Below are 20,116 nucleotides of genomic sequence, written 5' to 3' on the forward strand. Positions count from 1 at the left end.
GTTGAGATTGCCTAAAGCAGCCGCCGGTGTCCGGATTGAGGCTCAATCGCGGCGGCGCGCTGCTTATCCCAATGCTCGGCCGCTGAAGCAAATGGAATTGCAAGCCGCAGGTTAGGCCTGAGGTCGCGGACCGGACACAAGCGTACGACCGCGTTGAAGACGTGCGCATGTCTAGGCCGCCGGTTGCGTGGATTTCCTGACGACCAACTCGGGAGGAAGTACGACGTGCCGGATCTCGGCCGACCTGCTCTGGAGCATTTCGATCAGCATCCTGGCAGCGATCCGCCCCATCTCGCGGTGCTCGATGCGCACGGTGGTGAGAGGCGGCGAGACGACATCCATGAATGGCATGTCGTTGTGACCGACGAGCGAGAGATCCTCCGGGCACCGCAGGTGCCGCTCCTTCAGAGCGTCAAGGGCACCGATCGCCAGCAGGTCGTTCGCGGCAACGATCGCAGTCACCTGATGCGGCCCACCGACGAGATACGCCGCCGCCAACGCACCGCCTTCGCGCGTGTATCCCGCGGCTTCACGTACGACCCCGGTCAATCCGTGCCGCGCCATCGCGCGCTCGAAGCCGTCACGCCGCAGCGCGCCGGTTGAAGTCGACAGCGGCCCTGCGATATGCGCAATGCGGCGGTGTCCGATATCGACGAGATGATCGACGGCGAGGCGCATTCCCATTTCGTCGTCCGAGACGACTGAAGAGACGCGATCGCGCGCTTCCGATCGGTTGACCAGGATCACGGGAACGCCGCGACGGATACAGAAACCGACGAGTTCGTCATCCTGCGAAACCGTCGCCAGGATCAGACCGTCGACCCGCTGGCTGAGCAGTCGCTCGACAAAGGAGATCTGCTGCGACGATATATTCCCGGCGTCCGCGACGATCGGTGCGTAGCCTTCCGCAGAGAGAACCTCCGTAATGCCGCCAAGGATCGGAGCGAACACCGGATTGGTGATGTCGGGCAGCAGCACACCGACGAGATCGGATCGCCCCAGTCGCAGGTTGGCGGCCAGCCGGTTCGGTTGGTAGCCCAGCGCCGCCGCCTGGGCGGAGATCCTCCTGGCGACGTCGTCCGCGACCAAATGCCGTTTCTTGGGATCGAGGGCCCGCGACACCGTCGAAGGGTGAACGCCAACGGCGTCCGCGATCTGCTTGATTGTCGTGACGGCTCGATTCACCCAGCGATTCCTGCTGCTTAGCTCGTTTGCGAAATGAGCATAGCGGTTCCCTTGACTCATTGCAATCGATTGCAATATTTCATGCAAACGATTGCACTCAACCAATTGAGAGCCCACCGATGTCTCACGGCATTATCGAAAAGCTCGAGGACGTGACGCCGACCGTGTTGCGGGCGATGGCGTCGACCGACAACGCGCGGCTTCGAACGGTGATGGAAGCCTTCGTCAGGCACCTCCATGCCTTCGCCCGCGAGGTGAAACTCAGCGAGGCGGAATACGATCTCGGCATCGATTTTCTGAACCGGATCGGACAGGCCACCCACGACAGCCACAACGAGGGCATCCTCTTCGCGGATGCGACCGGCTTCTCGACGCTGGTCTGCCTGCTGAATAACGGCAACGCCGGTGCGACCGAAACCGCGGCGGCATTGCTGGGCCCGTTCTGGCGGGCCAATTCTCCCCGAACGGAGAACGGAGCATCGATCGTCCGTTCTGCGACACCCGGCCCCGAACTCTTCGTCGCGTGCGAGGTCGTCGACATCGCGGGCAAGCCCCTCGCCAATGTCGAGGTCGACGTCTGGCAATCCTCGCCTGTCGGCCTCTACGAGAACCAGGACGAAACGCAGGCCGACATGAACCTGCGCGGCAAGTTCACCACCGACGCCTCGGGTCGATTCTCATTCAGGTCGGTCAAGCCCGCCGGCTATCCCGTGCCGACGGATGGCCCGGTCGGCGACATGCTGCGCGCCCAGAACAGGCATCCCTACCGGCCGGCTCACATGCACTTCCTGGGCTTCAAGCCCGGCTACAAGACGCTGATCACGCAGGTCTTCGTCGACCACGACAAGCACCTGGACAGCGACGTGGTGTTCGGGGTGACGCGCGCGCTGGTCGGCGATTATCGCCGGCATGACGACGGCGATCCACCGGCGCCCGGGGTCCGCGCTCCCTGGTACACGCTGAACTATCGCTTCACCATGGAAAACGGTGAAGCGATCCTCCCCAAGCCACCGATCAGGTGAAGCTGACGATGAACCAATCCATGAAGGACAAGGTCGTGCTCGTCGTCGGCGGCGCCGGCAGCATCGGGGCCGTGTCCGCCAAGCGCTTCGCCGAACTCGGTGCCCGCATCGCCATCAGCCACCGCGACGTTCCGGACGAGACCGCCGCCGCGGCAACCGTGGTGCAATCCCTGCCTGGGGACGGCCACGTCGCGTTGATCGCCGACGTCGCCCAGACCGCAACCCTGAAAGCGCTGCGCGCCGAGATCGAGCGGCGCTTCGGCCGGCTCGATATCCTCGTCAACGCCGCCGGCTTTACCAAGCCGGTGCCTCACGCCGATCTCGACGCGCTGGACGACGACCTGATTGACCGGATGTTCGCGGTCAACTGGCGTGGACAGTTTGCGGCGATCCGCACCTTCGCTCCGCTCCTGAAGGCATCCGGTGACGGCCTCATCGTTTCGATATCATCGATCGCGGGCACCAACGGGATCGGGTCCTCGATTGCCTATTGTGCCGTCAAGGCCGGCATCGACGTCATGACGAAATCGCTCGCCCGCGTGCTCGCCCCCGAGGTGCGGGTGCTCGCGGTCGCCCCCGGCGTGGTCGACACCGGCTTCGTTCCGGGCCGCGGCGCGGACTTCAACGCCAAGACCGCGACGACGACACCGCTGAAGCGGATCGCGACCGCAGAGGACATCGCCTCGGCCATTCTCGCCTGTGCAACCCAACTCGGCTTCGCGACCGGAACGACTTTCGTGGTCGACGGCGGCCGCTCGCTTTGAAGGAACAAGTCTATGCGATCTCCCCGCGAAAAGGTCATCATCACCTGCGCCGTGACCGGCAACCTGACGACGCCCGAGCAGACCCCCCATCTTCCCATCACGCCCGCACAGATCGCTGACGCCTGTCTCTACGCCGCCGATGCCGGCGCCGCCATCGTCCACATCCACGTTCGAGACCCGCTTACCGGCCGTCCCTCGATGCTGCTCGACCACTATGTCGACATCGTCGAGCGCATTCGCGCGCGCAACCCCGCGTTGATCCTCAACATCACGACCGGACCGGGCGGACGCTTTGTTCCATCGAGGGACGATCCGAAGGTGGCCGCCGAAGGCACGACCCTGATGGCGCCGGAGAAGCGGGTCGAGCACATCGCCGCGCTGCGACCGGACATCTGCACGCTCGATCTCAACACCATGAACTCCGGAGGCGAGGTCGTGATCAATACGCCGGCAAACGTTCGCCGGATGGCGAAAGTGATCGCGGACGCCGGCGTCAAACCGGAGATCGAACTGTTCGATTCCGGCGATATCGCCTTGATGCGCGATCTCTTGGCCGACGGCTCCCTGCAAGGGCCAGTCCTGTGTTCCTTCGTGATGGGCGTTCGTTACGGCTTTCAGCCTTCCCCGGAAACCGTATTGTACGCGCGCGGCCTGCTGCCGTCGGACGCGGAATTCACCGCGGTCGGCATCGGCAAGGCCGCATTCACGACGGTTGCACAATCTTATCTTGCGGGCGGTCACGTACGGATCGGCCTGGAAGATGCAGTCTATCTCACACGCGGCCAGCTCGCGACCTCAAACGCGGAGATGGTCACGAAGGCACGCCGCATCGTCGAGGATCTCGGAGGCGCCGTCGCGACGATCGAGGACAGCAGGCGGATCGTCGGCCTGCCCTCGCCCACAAAGACAATCAAGGCTTAGGAGCGAGCTATGAATGCCATCACCAGATCGGGGACCGATGTCGTCGTCGAGGCGACCTGCGTGCGGCTCAATGCCAAAGCTGCCAATGCGGCGGCGATCGCGCCGTCCATCGAGAAACATTCGCTCACGCGGCAACCGCACGAAGTCGTGGTTGCGGTCGAAGCCGCGGGCGTCAACCCGTCGGACGTCAAGGCCGCCACGGGATTGATGCCGTATGCGGTGTTCCCAAGAACCCCGGGCCGTGATTTTTCCGGGCGGGTGGTCGAAGGGCCGGACGCATTGATCGGAAAAGCTGTGTTCGGTTCGTCCGGCGACCTCGGAATCCGCCGTGACGGTACGCACGCCAGCCATGTCGTCGTCGAGGCCGCGGCCCTGGTCGAAAAGCCGGACGGAATTTCAATGGATGAGGCTGCAGGGATCGGCGTACCGTTCGTGACAGCCATCGAAGGCTTTCGACGAGCCGGCGCGCCGAGACCCGGCGAACATGTCCTCGTCATGGGCGTCAACGGCAAGGTCGGGCAGGCTGCGGTCCAGCTTGCGACCTGGCAAGGCGCCAGGGTGATCGGCGTGGTGCGCAAGGACGAACCCTACGAAGGCCACGCCAACGCCCCGATCCAGATCATCAATTCCTCGGCGACCGACGTCGCGGGACGCGTGCGCGAACTGACCGACGGCCACGGAGCCGATATCGTCTTCAACACGGTCGGTGACCCCTACTTCGACGATGCGCACCATTCGCTTGCCAAGGCCGGGCGGCAGATCCTGATCGCCACGACCGACCAGACGGTCAAATTCAACATCCTGGAATTCTATCGCGGACGGCACACTTATCTCGGCGTCGACACGCTTGCGTTTTCTACGATCGAAAGCGCAGAGCTGCTGCGCAGCGTGCTATCTGGGTTCGCCGGCGGCTTCCTGCGCCCCTATCCGATCATCCCGTCCTCGATCTACCCGCTTGCTGAGACGAAGGCGGCCTACACCGCCGTGATCGGATCATCGCGCAACCGCGTCGTACTGCGACCGGGAGCCTGATCGGGCATCGCTTGAGCCCGATCGGGAAGCTCGGTCGCGGACGGCTGCGTTACTTCTGCTTGTCGCCGACGCCCTTGGCGGCTTGCTCGATGACCTTTGCCACTGCCTCCGGCTTCGAGACATACACGGCGTGGCTGCCGGCCTGATCGACGGTCTTGGCACCGGCGCGCTTGGCCATCATCCGCTGCGCATCGACCGGGATCATCTTGTCGTTGGTCGCCACCAGGTACCAGCTCGGCTTGCTCTTCCAGGCCGGCGCGCTCACCTCGCCATTCAAGGCGGCGACACCCCAGGGCACCTGCGAGTCAGCCATGAATGCCGCGACTTCGGGCTTCACATCGGCTGCGAACGCGGCGGCGAACTTCGCGTGATCGAGCGACAGGAAGCCGTCCTTCGGCGGCAGGATCGGCGGCACAGGCGCGCCGGGAGGAGGATTGGCGATCAGCTTGCCGACGGATTCGCCCTGGTCGGGCGCGAACGCCGTGATGTAGACCAGCCCCGCGACCTTCGGATCGGTGCCCGCCTCGGTGACGACGACGCCACCATAGGAATGACCGACCAGAATGACATTGCCGTCGGCGGCGGCGATGGCGCGCTTGGTGACGGCGACGTCGTCCGCCAGCGTGGTGGTCGGGTTCTGGACGATGCTGACCTTGTAGCCGTCCTTCTTCAGGATCTTGTAGACGCCTTCCCATCCCGAACCGTCGACGAAACCGCCGTGGACGAGGACGATTGATTTGATCGGGGCGGACTGGGCCTGGGCCGCGGGGATCGTCGCGGTGGCGAGGCCCAGCGATGCTGCGGCGGCGAACAATTTGGTGGCAACAGACATTGAAGTTCTCCTGGATGTTTATTTCGCGATAATCTTTATCGCGATAATCATCGTATAACTGTCTTCAATTTGCTTGTCCAGATATTTTTTATCGCGATAATGATTTTCGTGGTACGCTGGGCAAAACACATCGAAAGGGCTCCTCTCATGCCAAATCCGGGACCGATTCCGCTGGATAGCCAGCTTTGCTTCTCTCTTTACGGGACCACCATTGCGATCAACCGTGCCTACAAGCCCCTGCTCGACGGCCTCGGCATCACCTATCCGCAATACCTCGTTCTCAGCGTGCTCTGGGAAAAGGACGGGCAGATGATTTCCGCAATCGCCGACCGGCTCGCCCTCGAGCCCAGCACCATCACGCCGCTGGTCAAGCGGCTCGAAAATGCCGGCTTCGTGGTGCGCCGGCGCAGTGTGGAGGACGAACGGCAGGTCGGCGTCCACCTGACCGACAGCGGCAAGGCGATGCAATCGCGCACCGGCTGCCTGACCGATACCTTGCTGGAGCGGTCCGGCCTGACCATCGACGAACTCGTCTCACTCAACAAGCGCGTCCAGGCGCTTCGCAACGCATTGACGAAATCGGGAACGGACTAACGGACAAACCGCGCCGTTCACACCTGCGATACGTTATCCCGGCGTTTGCCCGGCTGACGACGAAGAGCTAGAAGATGCGCCCGCCGGGGTTTTGTCCGGAACGGAACGAAACCAGATTTGGAAAACCGCCGAGGGATCTTGGAAAGCCTCTCGGTCTAAATTGCGAAAACTCAATAAATTCAAGATGCGGACGTGGCGGAACTGGTAGACGCAAGGGACTTAAAATCCCTCGACGGCAACGTCATGTGGGTTCGAGTCCCACCGCCCGCACCAGTCTGTTGCGCACCACTCTTACTTCTTGGCCTTCGCCTTCTTTGCCTTAGCCTTCTTCGTCGACCCGGCCTTTGTTTTCTTGGCCTTTGCGGCCTTAGCCGGCTTCCTCGCCTTCTTCGCCGATTTCTTGGCTGACGTCTTGGCGACTTTCTTGGCCGATTTCTTCGGGGCCTTCTTGGGGGTCTTCTTGACGGCTGTCCTCGCCGACGCCCCGCTAGCCACACTTGGCTGTTGCGCCGCGCTGCCGCCACTACGCGTCGGGCGCGGCGGCACCGGCTCCTCCATCCAGAAATCCAGCTCCTGCTCCTTGCCGCCGCCCGGCTTCCAGCCGTCGAGCGAATAGATCTGATCCGGATTGCCGCCGCTGCCGAGATAACCGCGCCAGGAGTAGTGGTCGTAGACGCCGTTGATATGCAGCGCATAGGCCTGGGCAAGCTGCTTGTTGCCGCGGATGATCACGAGATTCTCGTCATTCTTCTCCGAGGCGGCAACCGAGAAATTGTGCGATCCGGTGATGACGGCGCAATTGTCGGAGAACGGATCGATCACGATGGTCTTGGAGTGAACGATCGCAATCATCCCCGCGTTGCGGATCTGCTGGACGCTGAATTCGACGTCGGCCCATGAGGGTTCGTTGGTCGCGCTCACGCCATGCGGCAGCTGGACGTCGTCATGGAAGGATTGCTTCGGTGCGCCCGATTTGACGACCTCCCCGCCGACCGAAACGATGTTGCCGTTCTTGCTGGCCATCATGGTCGACACCACGCCGCGGACATAGATGTCGTTCTGCTGTGCGCGGACCAACAGGGCATCCAGCAGCGGCGATTGACCCGGCATGAACATCAGGAAGAGCGCGCCGTCCTTGGCGTTCTTGATCAGGTCCAGCACCGGCTTGAACTCGGCTTCGCCGTTGGTCGCGGCGAAGAACACCGAAATGTTGCTGTCGCTGGTCGGACTGGAATTCGACGTCTTCAGCGCGGGCGGCATGGCATTGCCCGCGGCGACCAGCTTGCCCCACTGATCGAGATAGCGCTTGGCGATCACCGCATTCTCGATGATCAGCACGTTGTTGAGCTGCGTGCACAGCCCGGTCGTAGTCCAGTTCGTGCTGCCGGTCAGCACGCGGATCGCGTTGCCATGCGCGTCGCTCTCGACCACGAACTTGTTGTGGACGCTGGGCGACGACCTGCCTGCATTCGACAGATCGCGATGCTTGACCGTCAGGCCGGCGCCACCGAGCTCGCCCGCGATGTTCGGCTTGGTCGCACTGCCATTGCCGAGCAGGACGTTGCCGCGGCTGCCGAACGGTTTCAGCGCGCCGACCAGCTCCTCGTCATTCATCTCGTAGATGGCGGCATGGATCTGGCTGCCGCGGAGATCGGCATCGTGCAAGAAGGCCAGGATCTCGTGCAGAGCATCGCCTGACAGGTAGCGGCGCGCCTGATTGGCCGGGTCGGACAGGCTCTTGACGAAATTGCGCAGCGAGTCGTCGGAGGTATCGCCCTGCACGAAACGGCTGACGATCTGCGACATCAGGGTGCCGCGGTTGAAATAGGCCGACAAGCCGCCGCCCGCATCGCCCGAAGCGACCGCCGGCGTCGTCCAGGCCGACACCGAGGCTGAATCGGGCGTGAATGTCCCGTTCGCACCGCTCTTCATCGCGGTGACGCGATACGAGATGTTGTCGGTGTCGACGACGCTGTGATCGGTCCAGATGCAGCGCCGGAACGGCGATTGCGTCGAGGAAATGCCCGCGTCCGCGACCGGTTTCTCGCCGGGCTTCGGCGGAATGCGGTTGGAGAGCACGGTCGTCTGCTGCGTGATGTTGTTGCGCCGCTCGAGCTGGAATCCGACCCAGTCGTTCGACCAGGTGTCCGGCTGCCAGGCGATCAGAACATCATCGGCGTTGGCGTAGGCCTTGACATTGATGGTCATCACAATTTCCCCGAGGCTGGGTGAATCCGCAGGAGCGAAACAATGGACGCCACCCTTGCACGGTGAGAACGTGCATCCTGGAGCGGCACCGATATCGGCCCGTCGGACAATACGCCGGTAACCTTGGGTAGTTTGTGAAATAGACGACAACTGTTCGTGCAAATCGGCGCGACGCGGCGCGCCGGGCATCGAGCCCTAATCGAACGCCAGTCCCAGCCGCTTCTGCTTCTTCCATACGATGCGGCACGGCCACCGCTGGCCGTCGACGGCGAGAGTGAAGCGGTCGGGAAACCACAGCGGAGAATTGACTTCGATGCAGGCGCCCTGAGGCGAGAGATTCCGGACCGTGCAGGCGATCGCTTCATTGCCGAATTCGATCGCTCCCGACTTGAGGACGCGGCGGCGTGCGCCGGCACGGCGCTTCTCGGTCGGCATTGGCTGTTGCGCGCTGGCCGGTGCGGGCCTGCTATGGTCGTCGGCCATGGGCCCGTCGCGGAAGGTACTCAAGTCGGCGGTCAGACTACGATGCAATACTGACGGGAACCTTAAAGCCGCCGCTATCCAAATTGGTATGCCACGCGCCCGCCCACGGCTTGAGCAGGCAGCCGAGGCGTCACGATGCTTGCATCACCGCATCGTGTTTTGCGGGTGTGGCAGGGTTCACATGCCGAGATCGTCACGTGGTGTAAGGTCGTCGCATTGGAAATTCCGGCCGCACATTTCGCGGCCCTCAGATTTCGAGATCAATGAGTTGGAGATAGGCGATGACGATTGCGGATCGCAATCGGATTGCCGGTTGCAATCGGATTGTCGGCAATACCGCGCCCGATCATGGCGCTTCCGTCCTCGAGCACGGCGACGACGCAGCCCATTGCAGCAACGGGCTCAACGCACAGAAATTCCTTGATGCGCCCCCCGACGAGCGCGCGATCTACCGGCGCTGGATTCGCAGCGCGATCGTGCTCTACGGATTGTTGGCGTTTGCCGCGGGAGCGATGGTCTGGATGAACGGCGCCGGCGTCGGACAGACAGAGCTCACGAGCCTGTCGAGCACGAGCAACGCGAAATCAGGTCACTAGATTAGCCGCCGTCGCGGAGCGACGGCGCGAAACGAAAATGGCCGGGACAGGTCCCGGCCATTTGTGTTGCGTGCAGCCTGAAGCCTACTCGGATTTGTCGATATTCCAGAAGATCGGCGTTGCCGGACCATCGAGCACACCGGACAGCGACTTCCGCCAGGCGCTTGGACCCTGATACTGACCGAGCGGAATGTAGATGACCTGCTCGTAGGCTTCCTTCTGGATATCGGCCGCGATCTTCTTCTGCTCGTCGAGCGACGGCGCGCGAACGAAGGCGTCCTTCAGCTGTTCGATCTTCGGATCGTCGGCCCAGCCGAACCATCCGCCATTCTTGCCCTGGCCGCCGATCGAGAGGTTGGCGATCGGGTTGGAGACGTCGGCACTGACCCAGTTCGTGAAGAACATGTTCCAGCCGCCATCCTTCGGCGCCTTCTGGCTGGCGCGGCGAGTCACCACGGTCTGCCAGTCGGTGGCCTGCAGGTCGACCTTGAAGCCGGCGTCGCGCAGCTGCTGGGCGACAACAACCGGCTGCGCCTTGAGCGTGGTGACGTCGCCCGGCGCCATGATGACGACCGGCGTGCCATCATAGCCCGACTCGGCAAGCGCCTTCTTGGCCGCCGCCATGTCGCCGCCCTTCAACAAGGTCTCGCCGCCGACCTCGGACGCGAACGGTGTGTCGCAGATGAAGAAGGAGACGCAGGTCTTGTAATACTTGGGATTGCCGACCAGCGCGTCGAGCACCTGCTTCTGGTTGATCGCCATCAGCGCCGCCTGGCGAACCTTGATGTTGTCGAACGGCGGATAGAGGAAGTTCATGCGGCCGAGCGTCTGGAAGCCGAACTTGTTCAGCGTCTCGACCTTCAGGTCCTTGTCGCCTTCCAGGATCGACAACGTGTCGAACGACGGGTTCTCCAGAAAATCGATGTCGCCGGACTGCAGCGCGTTCATCGCAGTCTGCGCGTCGGCCATCGTGACCCACTCGACGCGGTCAACCTTCACGACCTTGCCGCCCGCGGTCCAGCTCGCCGGCTCCTTGCGCGGCACGTAGTCGTTGTTCTTGACATAGACCGCCTTCACGCCCGGCTGGAATTCGGCCTGGACGAACTTGAACGGACCCGAGCCGATCTGCTCCGGGATCGGCTTGTCCGGCGGCGTTTCGGCCAGCCGCTTCGGCATCATGAAGGCGACGCGCGACGACGGCTTGCCGATCGAATCCAGCACCAGGCCGTAGGGCTCCTTCAGCTTCAGCGTGATCGTCTTCGCGTCGGTGGCCTCTAAGCTCGCCGTAAAGTCCATCAGCTTCTGGCCCATGCCGTCGACCTTGGCCCAGCGCTTCAGCGAAGCAACGCAGTCTTCCGCGGTCACCGGCGTTCCATCGTGCCACTTGAGGCCGTCGCGCAGCGTGAATGTGTAAGTGAGCTTGTCGTCGGACACCTTCCAGTCGGCCATCTGCGGCTGGATCTTGAAGTTGGAGTCGGTTGCGACCAGCGTGTCGTAGACCATGTAGCCATGGTCTCGCGTGATATAGGCGGTGGTCAGGATCGGATCGATGACGCGCAGATCCGAATGCATCACCGCGGTGATGGTCTTGCCCGCGGCCATGGCCTGCGGCGCAAAGGACAATTCCTGCGGCGCGAACGACAGCGCGAGCGCCGTCAACGCAGCCGCTAGCGTGCGGTGCTTCCAACGCGAGATAGGGAACATGCAATTTCTCCTGACGTGTAACTGGTCAAAGCCGGCTTATTCGTTATGCATGCGGTTCGTTATTTAGGCGAACTAACATGCTGTATGGCTTGTGAAATCGAGACTTGCATCAAGCGCAATGCGCGTCAATCGGTTTCCGGCAGGATCGAATGTATACGAACGAATGAACCGCTGGTGCAGCGCATTTGACTTTACAAACTCATCTTCCGAGCTTTTCGTACGGCACGCGAACGCGTATCGGCGCGCACAAACAACAAGAGAGAAAAGACATGAACCCCGCCAATCTTCCTTTTGATTCCGAAGCGATGCTGCAGGGGCTGCGCAGCTGGGTGGAATGCGAGAGCCCGACATGGGATGCGGCCGCAGTCGAGCGCATGCTCGACCTCGCCGCGCGCGAGATGGCGGTCATGGGTGCGACGATCGAACGCATCGCAGGACGCCAGGGCTTCGCCGGCTGCGTCCGCGCCCGTTTTCCCCATCCGAAACAAGGCCAGCCGGGCATCCTCATCGCCGGCCATCTGGACACCGTGCACCCGGTCGGCACCATCGAAAAGCTGGCGTGGCGGCGCGAAGGCAACAAGTGCTTCGGGCCCGGTATCTTCGACATGAAGGGCGGCAACTATCTGTCGATCGAGGCGATCCGGCAGTTGGCACGCGCGTCCTTTACGACGCCGCTGCCGATCACCGTGCTGTTCACGCCCGATGAAGAGGTCGGCACGCCGTCGACGCGCGACATCATCGAGGCCGAAGCCGCGCGCAACAAATACGTGCTGGTGCCGGAGCCCGGCCGGCCGAACAACGGCGTCGTCACCGGCCGCTACGCGATCGCGCGCTTCAATCTGGAAGCTGTCGGCAAGCCGAGCCATGCCGGCGCGACACTCTCCTCGGGCCGTTCCGCGATCCGCGAAATGGCCCGGCAAATCATTGCCATCGACGGCATGACCACCGAAGACTGCACCTTCTCGGTCGGCATCGTGCATGGCGGGCAATGGGTCAATTGCGTCGCAACGACCTGCACCGGCGAAGCGCTCAGCATGGCCAAGCGCCAGGCCGATCTCGACCGCGGCGTCGAGCGCATGCTGGCGCTGTCGGGCACCGCCAACGACGTGACCTTCAAGGTGACGCGCGGCGTCACCCGCCCGGTATGGGAGCCGGATGCCGGCACCATGGCGCTCTATGAAAAGGCCAAGGGCCTCGCGGCGGCGATGGGCCTCGATCTGCCGCACGGCAGCGCCGGCGGCGGATCGGACGGCAACTTCACCGGTGCGATGGGCATCCCGACCCTCGACGGCCTCGGCGTTCGCGGCGCCGATGCGCATACGCTCAACGAGCATATCGAGATCGAGAGCCTTGCCGAGCGCGGCCGCCTGATGGCGGCGCTGCTGGCGACGCTGGACTGACACCGATTTGCACTGCACAACACGTTGGCAATGCCGGACCGAAATTTAGCCTTGTCCAATTTTGAGGCTTCGCCTACGGTCCAGCCGTCCAACGCGACGATGCGGGAGAGATCGAAGTCACAACATTCGTGTTGTTGCTTCGGCGCCGACGGAGCAACCGCCCCGGAAACTCTCAGGCAAAAGGACTGTATCGTCAGGACGATCTGGAGAGAGACGGACACGACCGCATCAAGGGCCGTGACGTCCACCGAAGGGGATAGTCTGCCATCGGGCCCAGGCCCGATGCGGATCAAGCTCTCAGGTACCGTGACAGATGGGGCGCCGACGCCGGTTTCACCGGTGGTTCGGCGACTCTAACCCACGGGAGCCTGAAGACCACCATGCCTCACATCGCAATCATTGGCGCCGGCATCACCGGCGTGACGACGGCCTATGCCCTGCTCGAACGCGGCTATCGCGTGACTGTCCTCGACAGGCATCGATACGCCGCGATGGAAACCTCGTTCGCCAATGGCGGACAGCTTTCCGCTAGCAACGCGGAAGTGTGGAACAGCGCCGCGACCATTCTCAAGGGGTTGCGCTGGATGCTTCGAAGCGACGCGCCGCTGCTGATGAATCCGAAGCCGAGCTGGCACAAATATTCCTGGATCGGCGAGTTCGTCGGCCACATCGGCCGCTATCGCACCAACACCATCGAGACCACGCGACTCGCGATCGAAGCGCGCAAGCATCTGTTCTCGATCGCACAGCGCGAGAACATCGCCTTCGATCTCGAACGCCGCGGCATCCTGCACGTCTATCACGACAAGGCCGGCTTCGACGCGGGCCTGCGCGTCAACACGCTGCTGCAACAAGGCGGGCTCGACCGCCGGCCGGTGACGGCGGACGAAATCCGCAGCATCGAACCCGCGCTGCAGACGACCTGCTATGGCGGCTTCTTCACGCCGTCGGACGCGACCGGCGATATCCACAAGTTTACGCGCGGGCTCGCCGACGCCTGCATCCGTCGCGGCGCGAGCTTCGTCCATGAGGCCGACGTCGATGCGATCGCGCGCGGCGACGACGGTTTCCGCATCGGCTGGAACGAAGCCGCTTCGCACGATGCTGGCGTCGCGACGCGACATGAGTTGCAGGCGGACGGCATCGTCATTTGCGCCGGCGTCGCGAGCCGGCACTTCGCAGGCCTGCTCAACGACCGCGTCAACGTCTATCCGGTGAAGGGCTATTCGATCACCGTGCAGCTCGATGCGCCGCAAAGCCGGGACGCTGCGCCAACCGTCAGCCTGCTCGATGAGGCCGCGAAGATCGTCACCAGCCGGCTCGGCGCCGACCGCTTCCGCGTCGCCGGCACCGCCGAGTTCAACGGCTTCAACCGCGACATTCGCGCCGACCGCATCCAGCCGCTGGTGGATTGGGTGCGGCAGCATTTTCCCGGCATCGACACGTCGAGGATCGTGCCTTGGGCCGGCCTGCGCCCGATGATGCCGAACATGATGCCGGTGGTGCGCGCCGGACGGTTTCCGGGCGTGTTCTACAACACCGGCCACGGTCATCTCGGCTGGACGCTGTCGGCTGCGACGGCGCAGATGGTGGCAGGCGCGATCGATGACTGGCGCGACCTCGACACGCCTTCGATGGTGCCGTCGCAGGTCGATGCGACCGAGACCGCCCGCGCAGCTTTCCCCTAATTATCCAGCCGACGAGGAAGAATATGAGCGTATTTGCGTGTGGCCAAGTCGGAATTCGCTGAGAAACACCGCATGACAACGACTAGCGTGATATTGGGGAAAAGCGCTTCAGCGCGGGAGGGGACAATGCGCATTGGGGTAGCGGACACGCATGGCATTGCGGTCCGGTGCGGGATTCCGGACGGCAGGTGTGCCGGCGGCAATCTCTTCGGCGGACCGATACGTAACCTCGCCGCCGGCACGCGCACCAACTCGGTGCGCCGCCTTTCCGAAACGGTCAACGCTCAGGTCTCTGCACTGGGCTCCACGAAAGGCGCGACATGACAACCGAGACGTTGACCAGGCCGGATCAGATTGCCGCGGAGCTGTGCGCGGCCGTCGATCGAAACTTCGACGATCAGATCGCGTTCCTGTCGCGCATGGTGCAGTTCCGCAGCTTGCGCGGACAGGAAGCGCCGCAACAACGCTGGTTGGCCGAGCAATTCGCAAAGCGCCGCTACGACGTCGATGCGTTCAGCCTTGCCGACGTCAACCTGATGAGCCATCCGAAGGCTGCGCCAATGGACGGCATCGATCTTGCCGGATCGCAGCAGGTCGTTGCGACGCTCAACAGCAAAGGCAGCGGACGCAGCCTGATCCTGCAAGGTCATATCGACGTGGTGCCGGAGGGGCCCGCTGACCTTTGGGACCGGCCGCCGTTCGCGGGTGCCGTGCATGACGGCTGGATGTTCGGGCGTGGCGCGCAAGACATGAAGGCCGGTGTCTCGGCCATGATCTTCGCGCTCGATGCTTTCAGCGATGCCGGCTATGCCCCGGCCGGGCGCGTCCATCTGCAGACCGTGACCGAGGAAGAGAGCACCGGCAACGGCGCACTGTCGACGTTGATGCGCGGCTATCGCGCCGACGCCTGCCTCATTCCAGAGCCGACCGGACACACGCTCACGCGCGCCCAGGTCGGCGCCGTCTGGTTTCGCCTGCGCGTCCGCGGCACGCCGGTGCATGTCGCCTATTCCGAGGCCGGTACGAGCGCGATCCTGTCGGCGATGCATCTGGTGCGCGCGTTTCAGGATTACACCAAGGCACTCAATGCCCGGGCGCTCGACAACAGCTGGTTCCGCAGCGTCAAGAATCCGATCAAGTTCAACGTCGGGATCATCAAAGGCGGCGATTGGGCCAGTTCGACCGCGGCCTGGTGCGAGCTGGATTGCCGGCTCGGCCTCTTGCCGGGCGAAACACCGCAGCAGGCGATGCGTGGCATCGAGGAATGCCTGACTGAGGCGCACAAGGCCGACGACTTCCTGTCCGACAATCCGGCCGAGCTGGTGTGGAGTGGTTTTCAGGCAGACCCGGCGGTGTGCGAGCCCGGCAGCGAAGCGGAAGCAGCTCTGTCTGCCGCCCATCACTCCGTCTTCCAGGCTCCAATGCAGGAGCGCCTGTCTACCGCCGTCAACGACACCCGCTACTATTGCGTCGACTACGGCATCCCCGCACTTTGCTATGGTCCTTACGGTATCGGCCCGCATGCGTTCAACGAACGTGTCGAGCTCGACAGCCTTCGCAAGACGACGCAGAGCATCGCACTGTTCGTTGCCAACTGGTGCGGCGTGATGCGAGCGTGAATGGACTTGTCGTTTCAGGTCGGTGGCGCATGACGACATGTGCAATTCGAAATAGCAGCTTCAGACCAAGGGAGGCTTCCAACGGCCTGAACCGCGCCTTGATATAACGCCGCCATTGGCACAGTATTTGCCTGCAAATTCATCACGTTCGCGCTAGCCTTGAGACAAGACGCAGAAGCGCATGAGACACATCACGGGGACACCATGAGTATGATGCGGCCCAGCCTTCGCTTCGCACTATCTGGCGGCAGGAGATAGCAACGATGCTCGGCTATCTCCTCCGCCGCATCCTCGCCGCCATTCCCGTAATGGGCGTGGTGGCTCTGTTCGTGTTCCTGTTGCTACGGCTGACGCCGGGCGACCCGGCCGCCATTCTCGCCGGCGACAATGCGACACCCGAACAGCTCGACCGCATCCGCACCTCGCTTGGTCTCAACGAGCCGATCTACATCCAGTTCTACACCTGGGTCGCCAAGCTCCTGCACGGCGACCTCGGCGTCTCCCTGATCTCGAACAAGCCGATCCTCGAGATGATCGGTCCGCGCCTCGAGCCCTCGATCTCGGTCGCGCTGGCCACCATCGTCCTCTCGATCCTGGTGGCGGTGCCGCTCGGCGTGATCGCGGCGTGGAAGCACGGCACCTGGATCGACCGGTGCGTGATGGGGCTTTCGGTGCTCGGCTTCTCGGTGCCGGTGTTCGTGATCGGCTATGTGCTGATCCAGGTGTTTGCGATCGATCTGCGCTGGGTTCCGGTGCAGGGCTTCAAGAGCATCTCGGCCGGCTTCGGTCCGTTCTTCGAGCGCATCATCCTGCCGACCTGCACCCTCTCCTTCATCTATGTCGCGTTGATCGCGCGCATGACACGGGCCTCGATGCTCGACGTGCTGGGTGAGGACTACGTGCGCACCGCGCGCGCCAAGGGCATCGGCGAGACCGGCGTGCTGCTGCGCCATGCGCTGCGCAACGCTGCGGTCCCGGTCATCACCGTGATCGGTTCCGGTTTCGCGCTGCTGATCTCGGGCGTGGTCGTTACCGAGAGCGTGTTCAACCTGCCCGGCATCGGCCGTCTCACCGTCGACGCGGTGCTGGCGCGCGACTATCCGGTGATCCAGGCCATGATCCTCCTGACGTCGGGTATCTATGTCGCGGTCAATCTCTTGATCGACCTCGCTTACACCCTGCTCGATCCTCGTATCCGGTACTGAGCAATGGCGATCGAAACCCTTCCCGAATCCTCCATCCCCGTCACCCGGCCGTTCCGCGTCAAGTTCGGCTTCCTGGCGTCGACGCCGATCATCGCGGTTGCGACGATCTGCCTCGTCCTGATCATCCTGATGGCGATCTTCGCGCCGCTGCTCGCGCCGCACGATCCGTTGTTGCTGACGCCGTCGCAGCGGCTGAAGCCGTCGAGCGCGCAATACCTGCTCGGCACCGATGCGTATGGACGCGACCTGCTGTCGCGCGTCATCTATGGCGCACGGATCTCGCTGTTGATCGGGCTCGGCGCCGCCGTCTGCTCGATCGCCATCGGGCTCCTGATCGGCCTCGTCGCCGGATTCTTCCGCTGGGTCGATGCCGTGATGATGCGCGTGATGGACGGCTTGATGGCGATCCCCGCCATCCTGCTCGCGATCGCCGTGGTGTCGCTGTCCGGCGCCAGCATCTGGACCGTGATGGTCGCGATCACCATCCCCGAGATCCCGCGCGTGGCGCGGCTGGTGCGCTCGGTGGTGCTGACCGCGCGCGAGGAGCCCTATGTCGAGGCCGCGATCTCGCTCGGCTCGAGCCTGCCGAAGATCATGTGGCGGCATTTGATGCCGAACACGATCGCGCCGCTGATCGTGCAAGGCACTTACGTCTGCGCATCCGCGATCCTGACCGAGGCGATCCTGTCGTTCCTCGGCGCCGGCATCTCGCCGGAAACGCCGACCTGGGGCAACATCATGGCCGAGGGCCGTGCCTATTTCCAGGTCAAGCCGTCGCTGATCTTCTGGCCGGGGCTGCTGCTCTCGATCGCCATTCTCAGCGTCAACCTGATCGGCGACGCCGCGCGCGACGCGCTCGATCCCCGCATGAAACAGCGTGAGGGCAAGTGATGGCTCCAATGCCAATTGAAGCCATCACCCCGGGGCGGTGCGAAGCACCGAACCCGGGATCTCGAGATTCCGGGTCTGGTGCTTGCGCACCATCCCGGAATGACGGTGACGGACCCATCGTGCCCCCTCGCAACACGAGACCCTGACATGACCAACGTCGTCCTCGACATCAACAATCTCGTCGTCGGTCTCGGCCGCAAGGCTGACGCCCACCGCATCATCGACGACCTGTCGCTGCAGGTGCGTGAGGGCGAGACGCTCTGCCTTGTCGGCGAAAGCGGCTCGGGCAAGTCGGTGACCTCTTTGACCACGATGGGCCTGCTGCAGAAGGGCACGCTGGTGCCGTCCGGCGGCAGCGTCAAGCTGGTCGGCGAGGAACTGCTCACCGCGACCGACCGGCGGCTGCGCCAGCTGCGCGCGACGCGGATGGCGATGATCTTTCAGGAGCCGATGACCGCGCTCAATCCGGTGGTGCCGGTCGGCCGCCAGATCGACGAGGTGCTGCGCGCCCATACCGATCTCGACTCCCGCGCGCGGCGTCAGAAGATCCTGGCGATGATGGAGCATGTGCGGCTGCCCGATGTGGAGCGCATCTTCTCGTCCTACCCGCACCGCCTGTCGGGCGGACAGCGCCAGCGCATCATGATCGCGATGGCGCTCGTGCTGGAACCGAAGCTCCTGATCGCGGACGAGCCGACCACCGCGCTCGACGTCACCACCCAGAAGCAGATCCTCACGTTGATCCGCGACCTGCAACGCGACCACGGCACAGCCGTCCTGTTCATCACCCACGACATGGGCGTGGTGGCCGAGATCGCCGACCGCGTCGCGGTGATGCGGCACGGCCGGCTGGTCGAGACCGGCCAGCTGCAAGATGTGCTGCGCAACCCGACGATGGAATACACCCGCAACCTGCTGTCCGCGGTGCCGAGCCTCGTGCCGCGCGCGCCACGCCCGGAGACGAACGAGCCGGTGGTGCTGGAAGCCAACGAGCTCAGCAAGGTCTACCGGGAGCGGTCGCTGTACGGCAAAGCCCGGGAGGTCGCCGCCGCCAGCAACGTCACGCTCACTCTGCGCAAGGGCCGCACACTCGGTATCGTCGGCGAAAGCGGCTCCGGCAAATCGACGGTGGCGCGCTGCATCGTCCGCCTGATCGATCCGACCTCGGGCGGGGTGCGCCTCGTCGGCCGCGAGATCTCCGACCTGTCGCGCCGGCTGTTGCAGCCGCATCGCCAGAAGATCCAGATCATCTTCCAGGACCCCTACCGCTCGCTCAATCCACGCGTCACCGTCGGCGAGAGCATCGCGGAAGGCCCAGTCAATTACGGCATGCCGCGCAAGGATGCGCTGGCGCGGGCCCGCGAGCTGCTCGAGCTCGTCCATCTGCCGCCCGACGCGATCTCGCGCTATCCGCACCAGTTCTCCGGCGGCCAGCGCCAGCGCATCGCGATCGCGCGCGCGCTGGCACTCGATCCTGACGTGCTGGTGGCAGATGAGGCCGTGTCCGCGCTCGACGTCTCGGTGCAGGCGCAGGTTCTGAATCTGCTTGACGAAATCCAGCGACGGCTCGGCATCGCGCTGTTGTTCATCACGCATGATTTGCGCGTCGCTGCACAGATCTGCGACGACGTCGCCGTGATGCAACGTGGCCGCGTCGTGGAACAGGGACCGGCGGCGGAGGTGCTGACCAATCCGCAGCAGGCCTACACCCGTGCGCTGCTCGAGGCTGCGCCCGGGCGTGGCTGGGATTTTGCAAATTTCCGCCCCGTTTCGGAAGGCCTCGTGGCAACGGCCTAGGTCTTTAGACTTAACCTCGCGACGTACCTTTGGGTCTTTCAATACGCCCATAGGGCATGCAAATCCGGAGGTGCTCCCTGGCTTGCGCTTGGCGCGACGACACGCTTAACGTCGCGCGCTAGGGCATGGCCTGGAAGGTGGACGCCGGTCTTCCCGAAAGAACACGCTCAAACCA

17 protein-coding genes, 1 tRNA gene and 2 riboswitches are annotated in these 20,116 nt (G+C 63.6%); of the genes, 13 read left to right on the top strand and 5 right to left on the bottom strand.

Annotation, left to right across the window (positions count from 1 at the left end; genetic code table 11):
• Nucleotides 1–171 precede the first annotated feature (171 nt).
• Nucleotides 172–1,302 carry a LacI family DNA-binding transcriptional regulator gene (locus HU230_RS18550; protein ID WP_224943356.1) on the bottom strand — a complete coding sequence of 377 codons (1,131 nt, stop codon included), beginning with the start codon at nt 1,300–1,302 and terminating at the stop codon, nt 172–174.
• A gap of 2 nt (nt 1,303–1,304) precedes the next feature.
• Between HU230_RS18550 and HU230_RS18555 the strand changes: the two genes are divergently transcribed.
• From HU230_RS18555 to HU230_RS18570, 4 genes are read left to right on the top strand one after another with little or no spacing between them, the layout of a single operon-like run.
• Nucleotides 1,305–2,207, top strand: coding sequence for a dioxygenase family protein (locus tag HU230_RS18555; RefSeq protein WP_176530419.1), 903 nt, complete (start codon nt 1,305–1,307; stop codon nt 2,205–2,207).
• A gap of 8 nt (nt 2,208–2,215) precedes the next feature.
• Nucleotides 2,216–2,971 (top strand): SDR family NAD(P)-dependent oxidoreductase, encoded by a 756-nt coding sequence (locus tag HU230_RS18560; RefSeq protein ID WP_176530418.1) that lies wholly within the window; start codon nt 2,216–2,218, stop codon nt 2,969–2,971.
• A 12-nt stretch (nt 2,972–2,983) separates the two neighbouring features.
• Nucleotides 2,984–3,892, top strand: coding sequence for a beta-keto acid cleavage family enzyme (locus tag HU230_RS18565; protein WP_176530417.1), 909 nt, complete (start codon nt 2,984–2,986; stop codon nt 3,890–3,892).
• 9 nt (nt 3,893–3,901) lie between these two features.
• Entirely contained in the window at nt 3,902–4,924 is a 1,023-nt protein-coding gene (locus HU230_RS18570; protein WP_176530416.1) for a quinone oxidoreductase family protein, read from the top strand.
• A gap of 49 nt (nt 4,925–4,973) precedes the next feature.
• Here HU230_RS18570 and HU230_RS18575 read toward each other — a convergent pair whose 3' ends face one another.
• Nucleotides 4,974–5,756 carry an alpha/beta hydrolase gene (locus HU230_RS18575; RefSeq protein WP_176530415.1) on the bottom strand — a complete coding sequence of 261 codons (783 nt, stop codon included), beginning with the start codon at nt 5,754–5,756 and terminating at the stop codon, nt 4,974–4,976.
• 147 nt (nt 5,757–5,903) lie between these two features.
• On the opposite strand from HU230_RS18575, the gene HU230_RS18580 reads away from it, so the two are divergent.
• A complete protein-coding gene (locus HU230_RS18580) occupies nt 5,904–6,350 on the top strand; it encodes a MarR family winged helix-turn-helix transcriptional regulator (RefSeq protein ID WP_176534968.1) in 447 nt (148 codons plus the stop codon).
• A gap of 186 nt (nt 6,351–6,536) precedes the next feature.
• A tRNA-Leu gene (locus HU230_RS18585) sits at nt 6,537–6,623 on the top strand.
• A gap of 18 nt (nt 6,624–6,641) precedes the next feature.
• Here HU230_RS18585 and HU230_RS18590 read toward each other — a convergent pair.
• Complete coding sequence (locus HU230_RS18590; protein WP_210284212.1) at nt 6,642–8,558, bottom strand: phospholipase D-like domain-containing protein; 1,917 nt, start codon at nt 8,556–8,558, stop codon at nt 6,642–6,644.
• A 195-nt stretch (nt 8,559–8,753) separates the two neighbouring features.
• Nucleotides 8,754–9,041, bottom strand: coding sequence for a PilZ domain-containing protein (locus HU230_RS18595; RefSeq protein WP_224943357.1), 288 nt, complete (start codon nt 9,039–9,041; stop codon nt 8,754–8,756).
• A gap of 281 nt (nt 9,042–9,322) precedes the next feature.
• Here HU230_RS18595 and HU230_RS18600 point away from each other — a divergent pair, with 281 nt between their 5' ends.
• A complete protein-coding gene (locus tag HU230_RS18600) occupies nt 9,323–9,637 on the top strand; it encodes a hypothetical protein (RefSeq protein ID WP_176530414.1) in 315 nt (104 codons plus the stop codon).
• An 84-nt stretch (nt 9,638–9,721) separates the two neighbouring features.
• Here the strand turns inward: HU230_RS18600 and HU230_RS18605 are convergent, their stop codons facing one another.
• Entirely contained in the window at nt 9,722–11,341 is a 1,620-nt protein-coding gene (locus HU230_RS18605) for an ABC transporter substrate-binding protein (protein ID WP_176530413.1), read from the bottom strand.
• A 269-nt stretch (nt 11,342–11,610) separates the two neighbouring features.
• On the opposite strand from HU230_RS18605, the gene HU230_RS18610 reads away from it, so the two are divergent.
• The 6 genes from HU230_RS18610 to HU230_RS18635 all read left to right on the top strand — a co-directional run bounded on the left by HU230_RS18610 (nt 11,611) and on the right by HU230_RS18635 (nt 19,941).
• Complete coding sequence (locus HU230_RS18610) at nt 11,611–12,741, top strand: M20/M25/M40 family metallo-hydrolase (protein ID WP_176530412.1); 1,131 nt, start codon at nt 11,611–11,613, stop codon at nt 12,739–12,741.
• A 92-nt stretch (nt 12,742–12,833) separates the two neighbouring features.
• Nucleotides 12,834–12,939, top strand: a riboswitch (glycine riboswitch).
• A gap of 3 nt (nt 12,940–12,942) precedes the next feature.
• Nucleotides 12,943–13,056, top strand: a riboswitch (glycine riboswitch).
• Between the two features lie 65 nt (nt 13,057–13,121).
• The gene (locus HU230_RS18615; RefSeq protein ID WP_176530411.1) at nt 13,122–14,429 is read left to right on the top strand and encodes a D-amino acid dehydrogenase; all 1,308 of its coding nucleotides are present in this window, start codon (nt 13,122–13,124) and stop codon (nt 14,427–14,429) included.
• A 320-nt stretch (nt 14,430–14,749) separates the two neighbouring features.
• Nucleotides 14,750–16,048, top strand: coding sequence for an ArgE/DapE family deacylase (locus HU230_RS18620; protein WP_176530410.1), 1,299 nt, complete (start codon nt 14,750–14,752; stop codon nt 16,046–16,048).
• 263 nt (nt 16,049–16,311) lie between these two features.
• Complete coding sequence (locus tag HU230_RS18625; protein WP_176530409.1) at nt 16,312–17,253, top strand: ABC transporter permease; 942 nt, start codon at nt 16,312–16,314, stop codon at nt 17,251–17,253.
• A 3-nt stretch (nt 17,254–17,256) separates the two neighbouring features.
• Entirely contained in the window at nt 17,257–18,144 is an 888-nt protein-coding gene (locus HU230_RS18630) for an ABC transporter permease (RefSeq protein ID WP_176530408.1), read from the top strand.
• Between the two features lie 147 nt (nt 18,145–18,291).
• A complete protein-coding gene (locus tag HU230_RS18635; protein ID WP_176530407.1) occupies nt 18,292–19,941 on the top strand; it encodes an ABC transporter ATP-binding protein in 1,650 nt (549 codons plus the stop codon).
• The last annotated feature ends 175 nt before the right edge of the window (nt 19,942–20,116 follow it).

Origin of the sequence: Bradyrhizobium quebecense (genome assembly GCF_013373795.3) — a bacterium.
Classification (GTDB): domain Bacteria; phylum Pseudomonadota; class Alphaproteobacteria; order Rhizobiales; family Xanthobacteraceae; genus Bradyrhizobium; species Bradyrhizobium quebecense.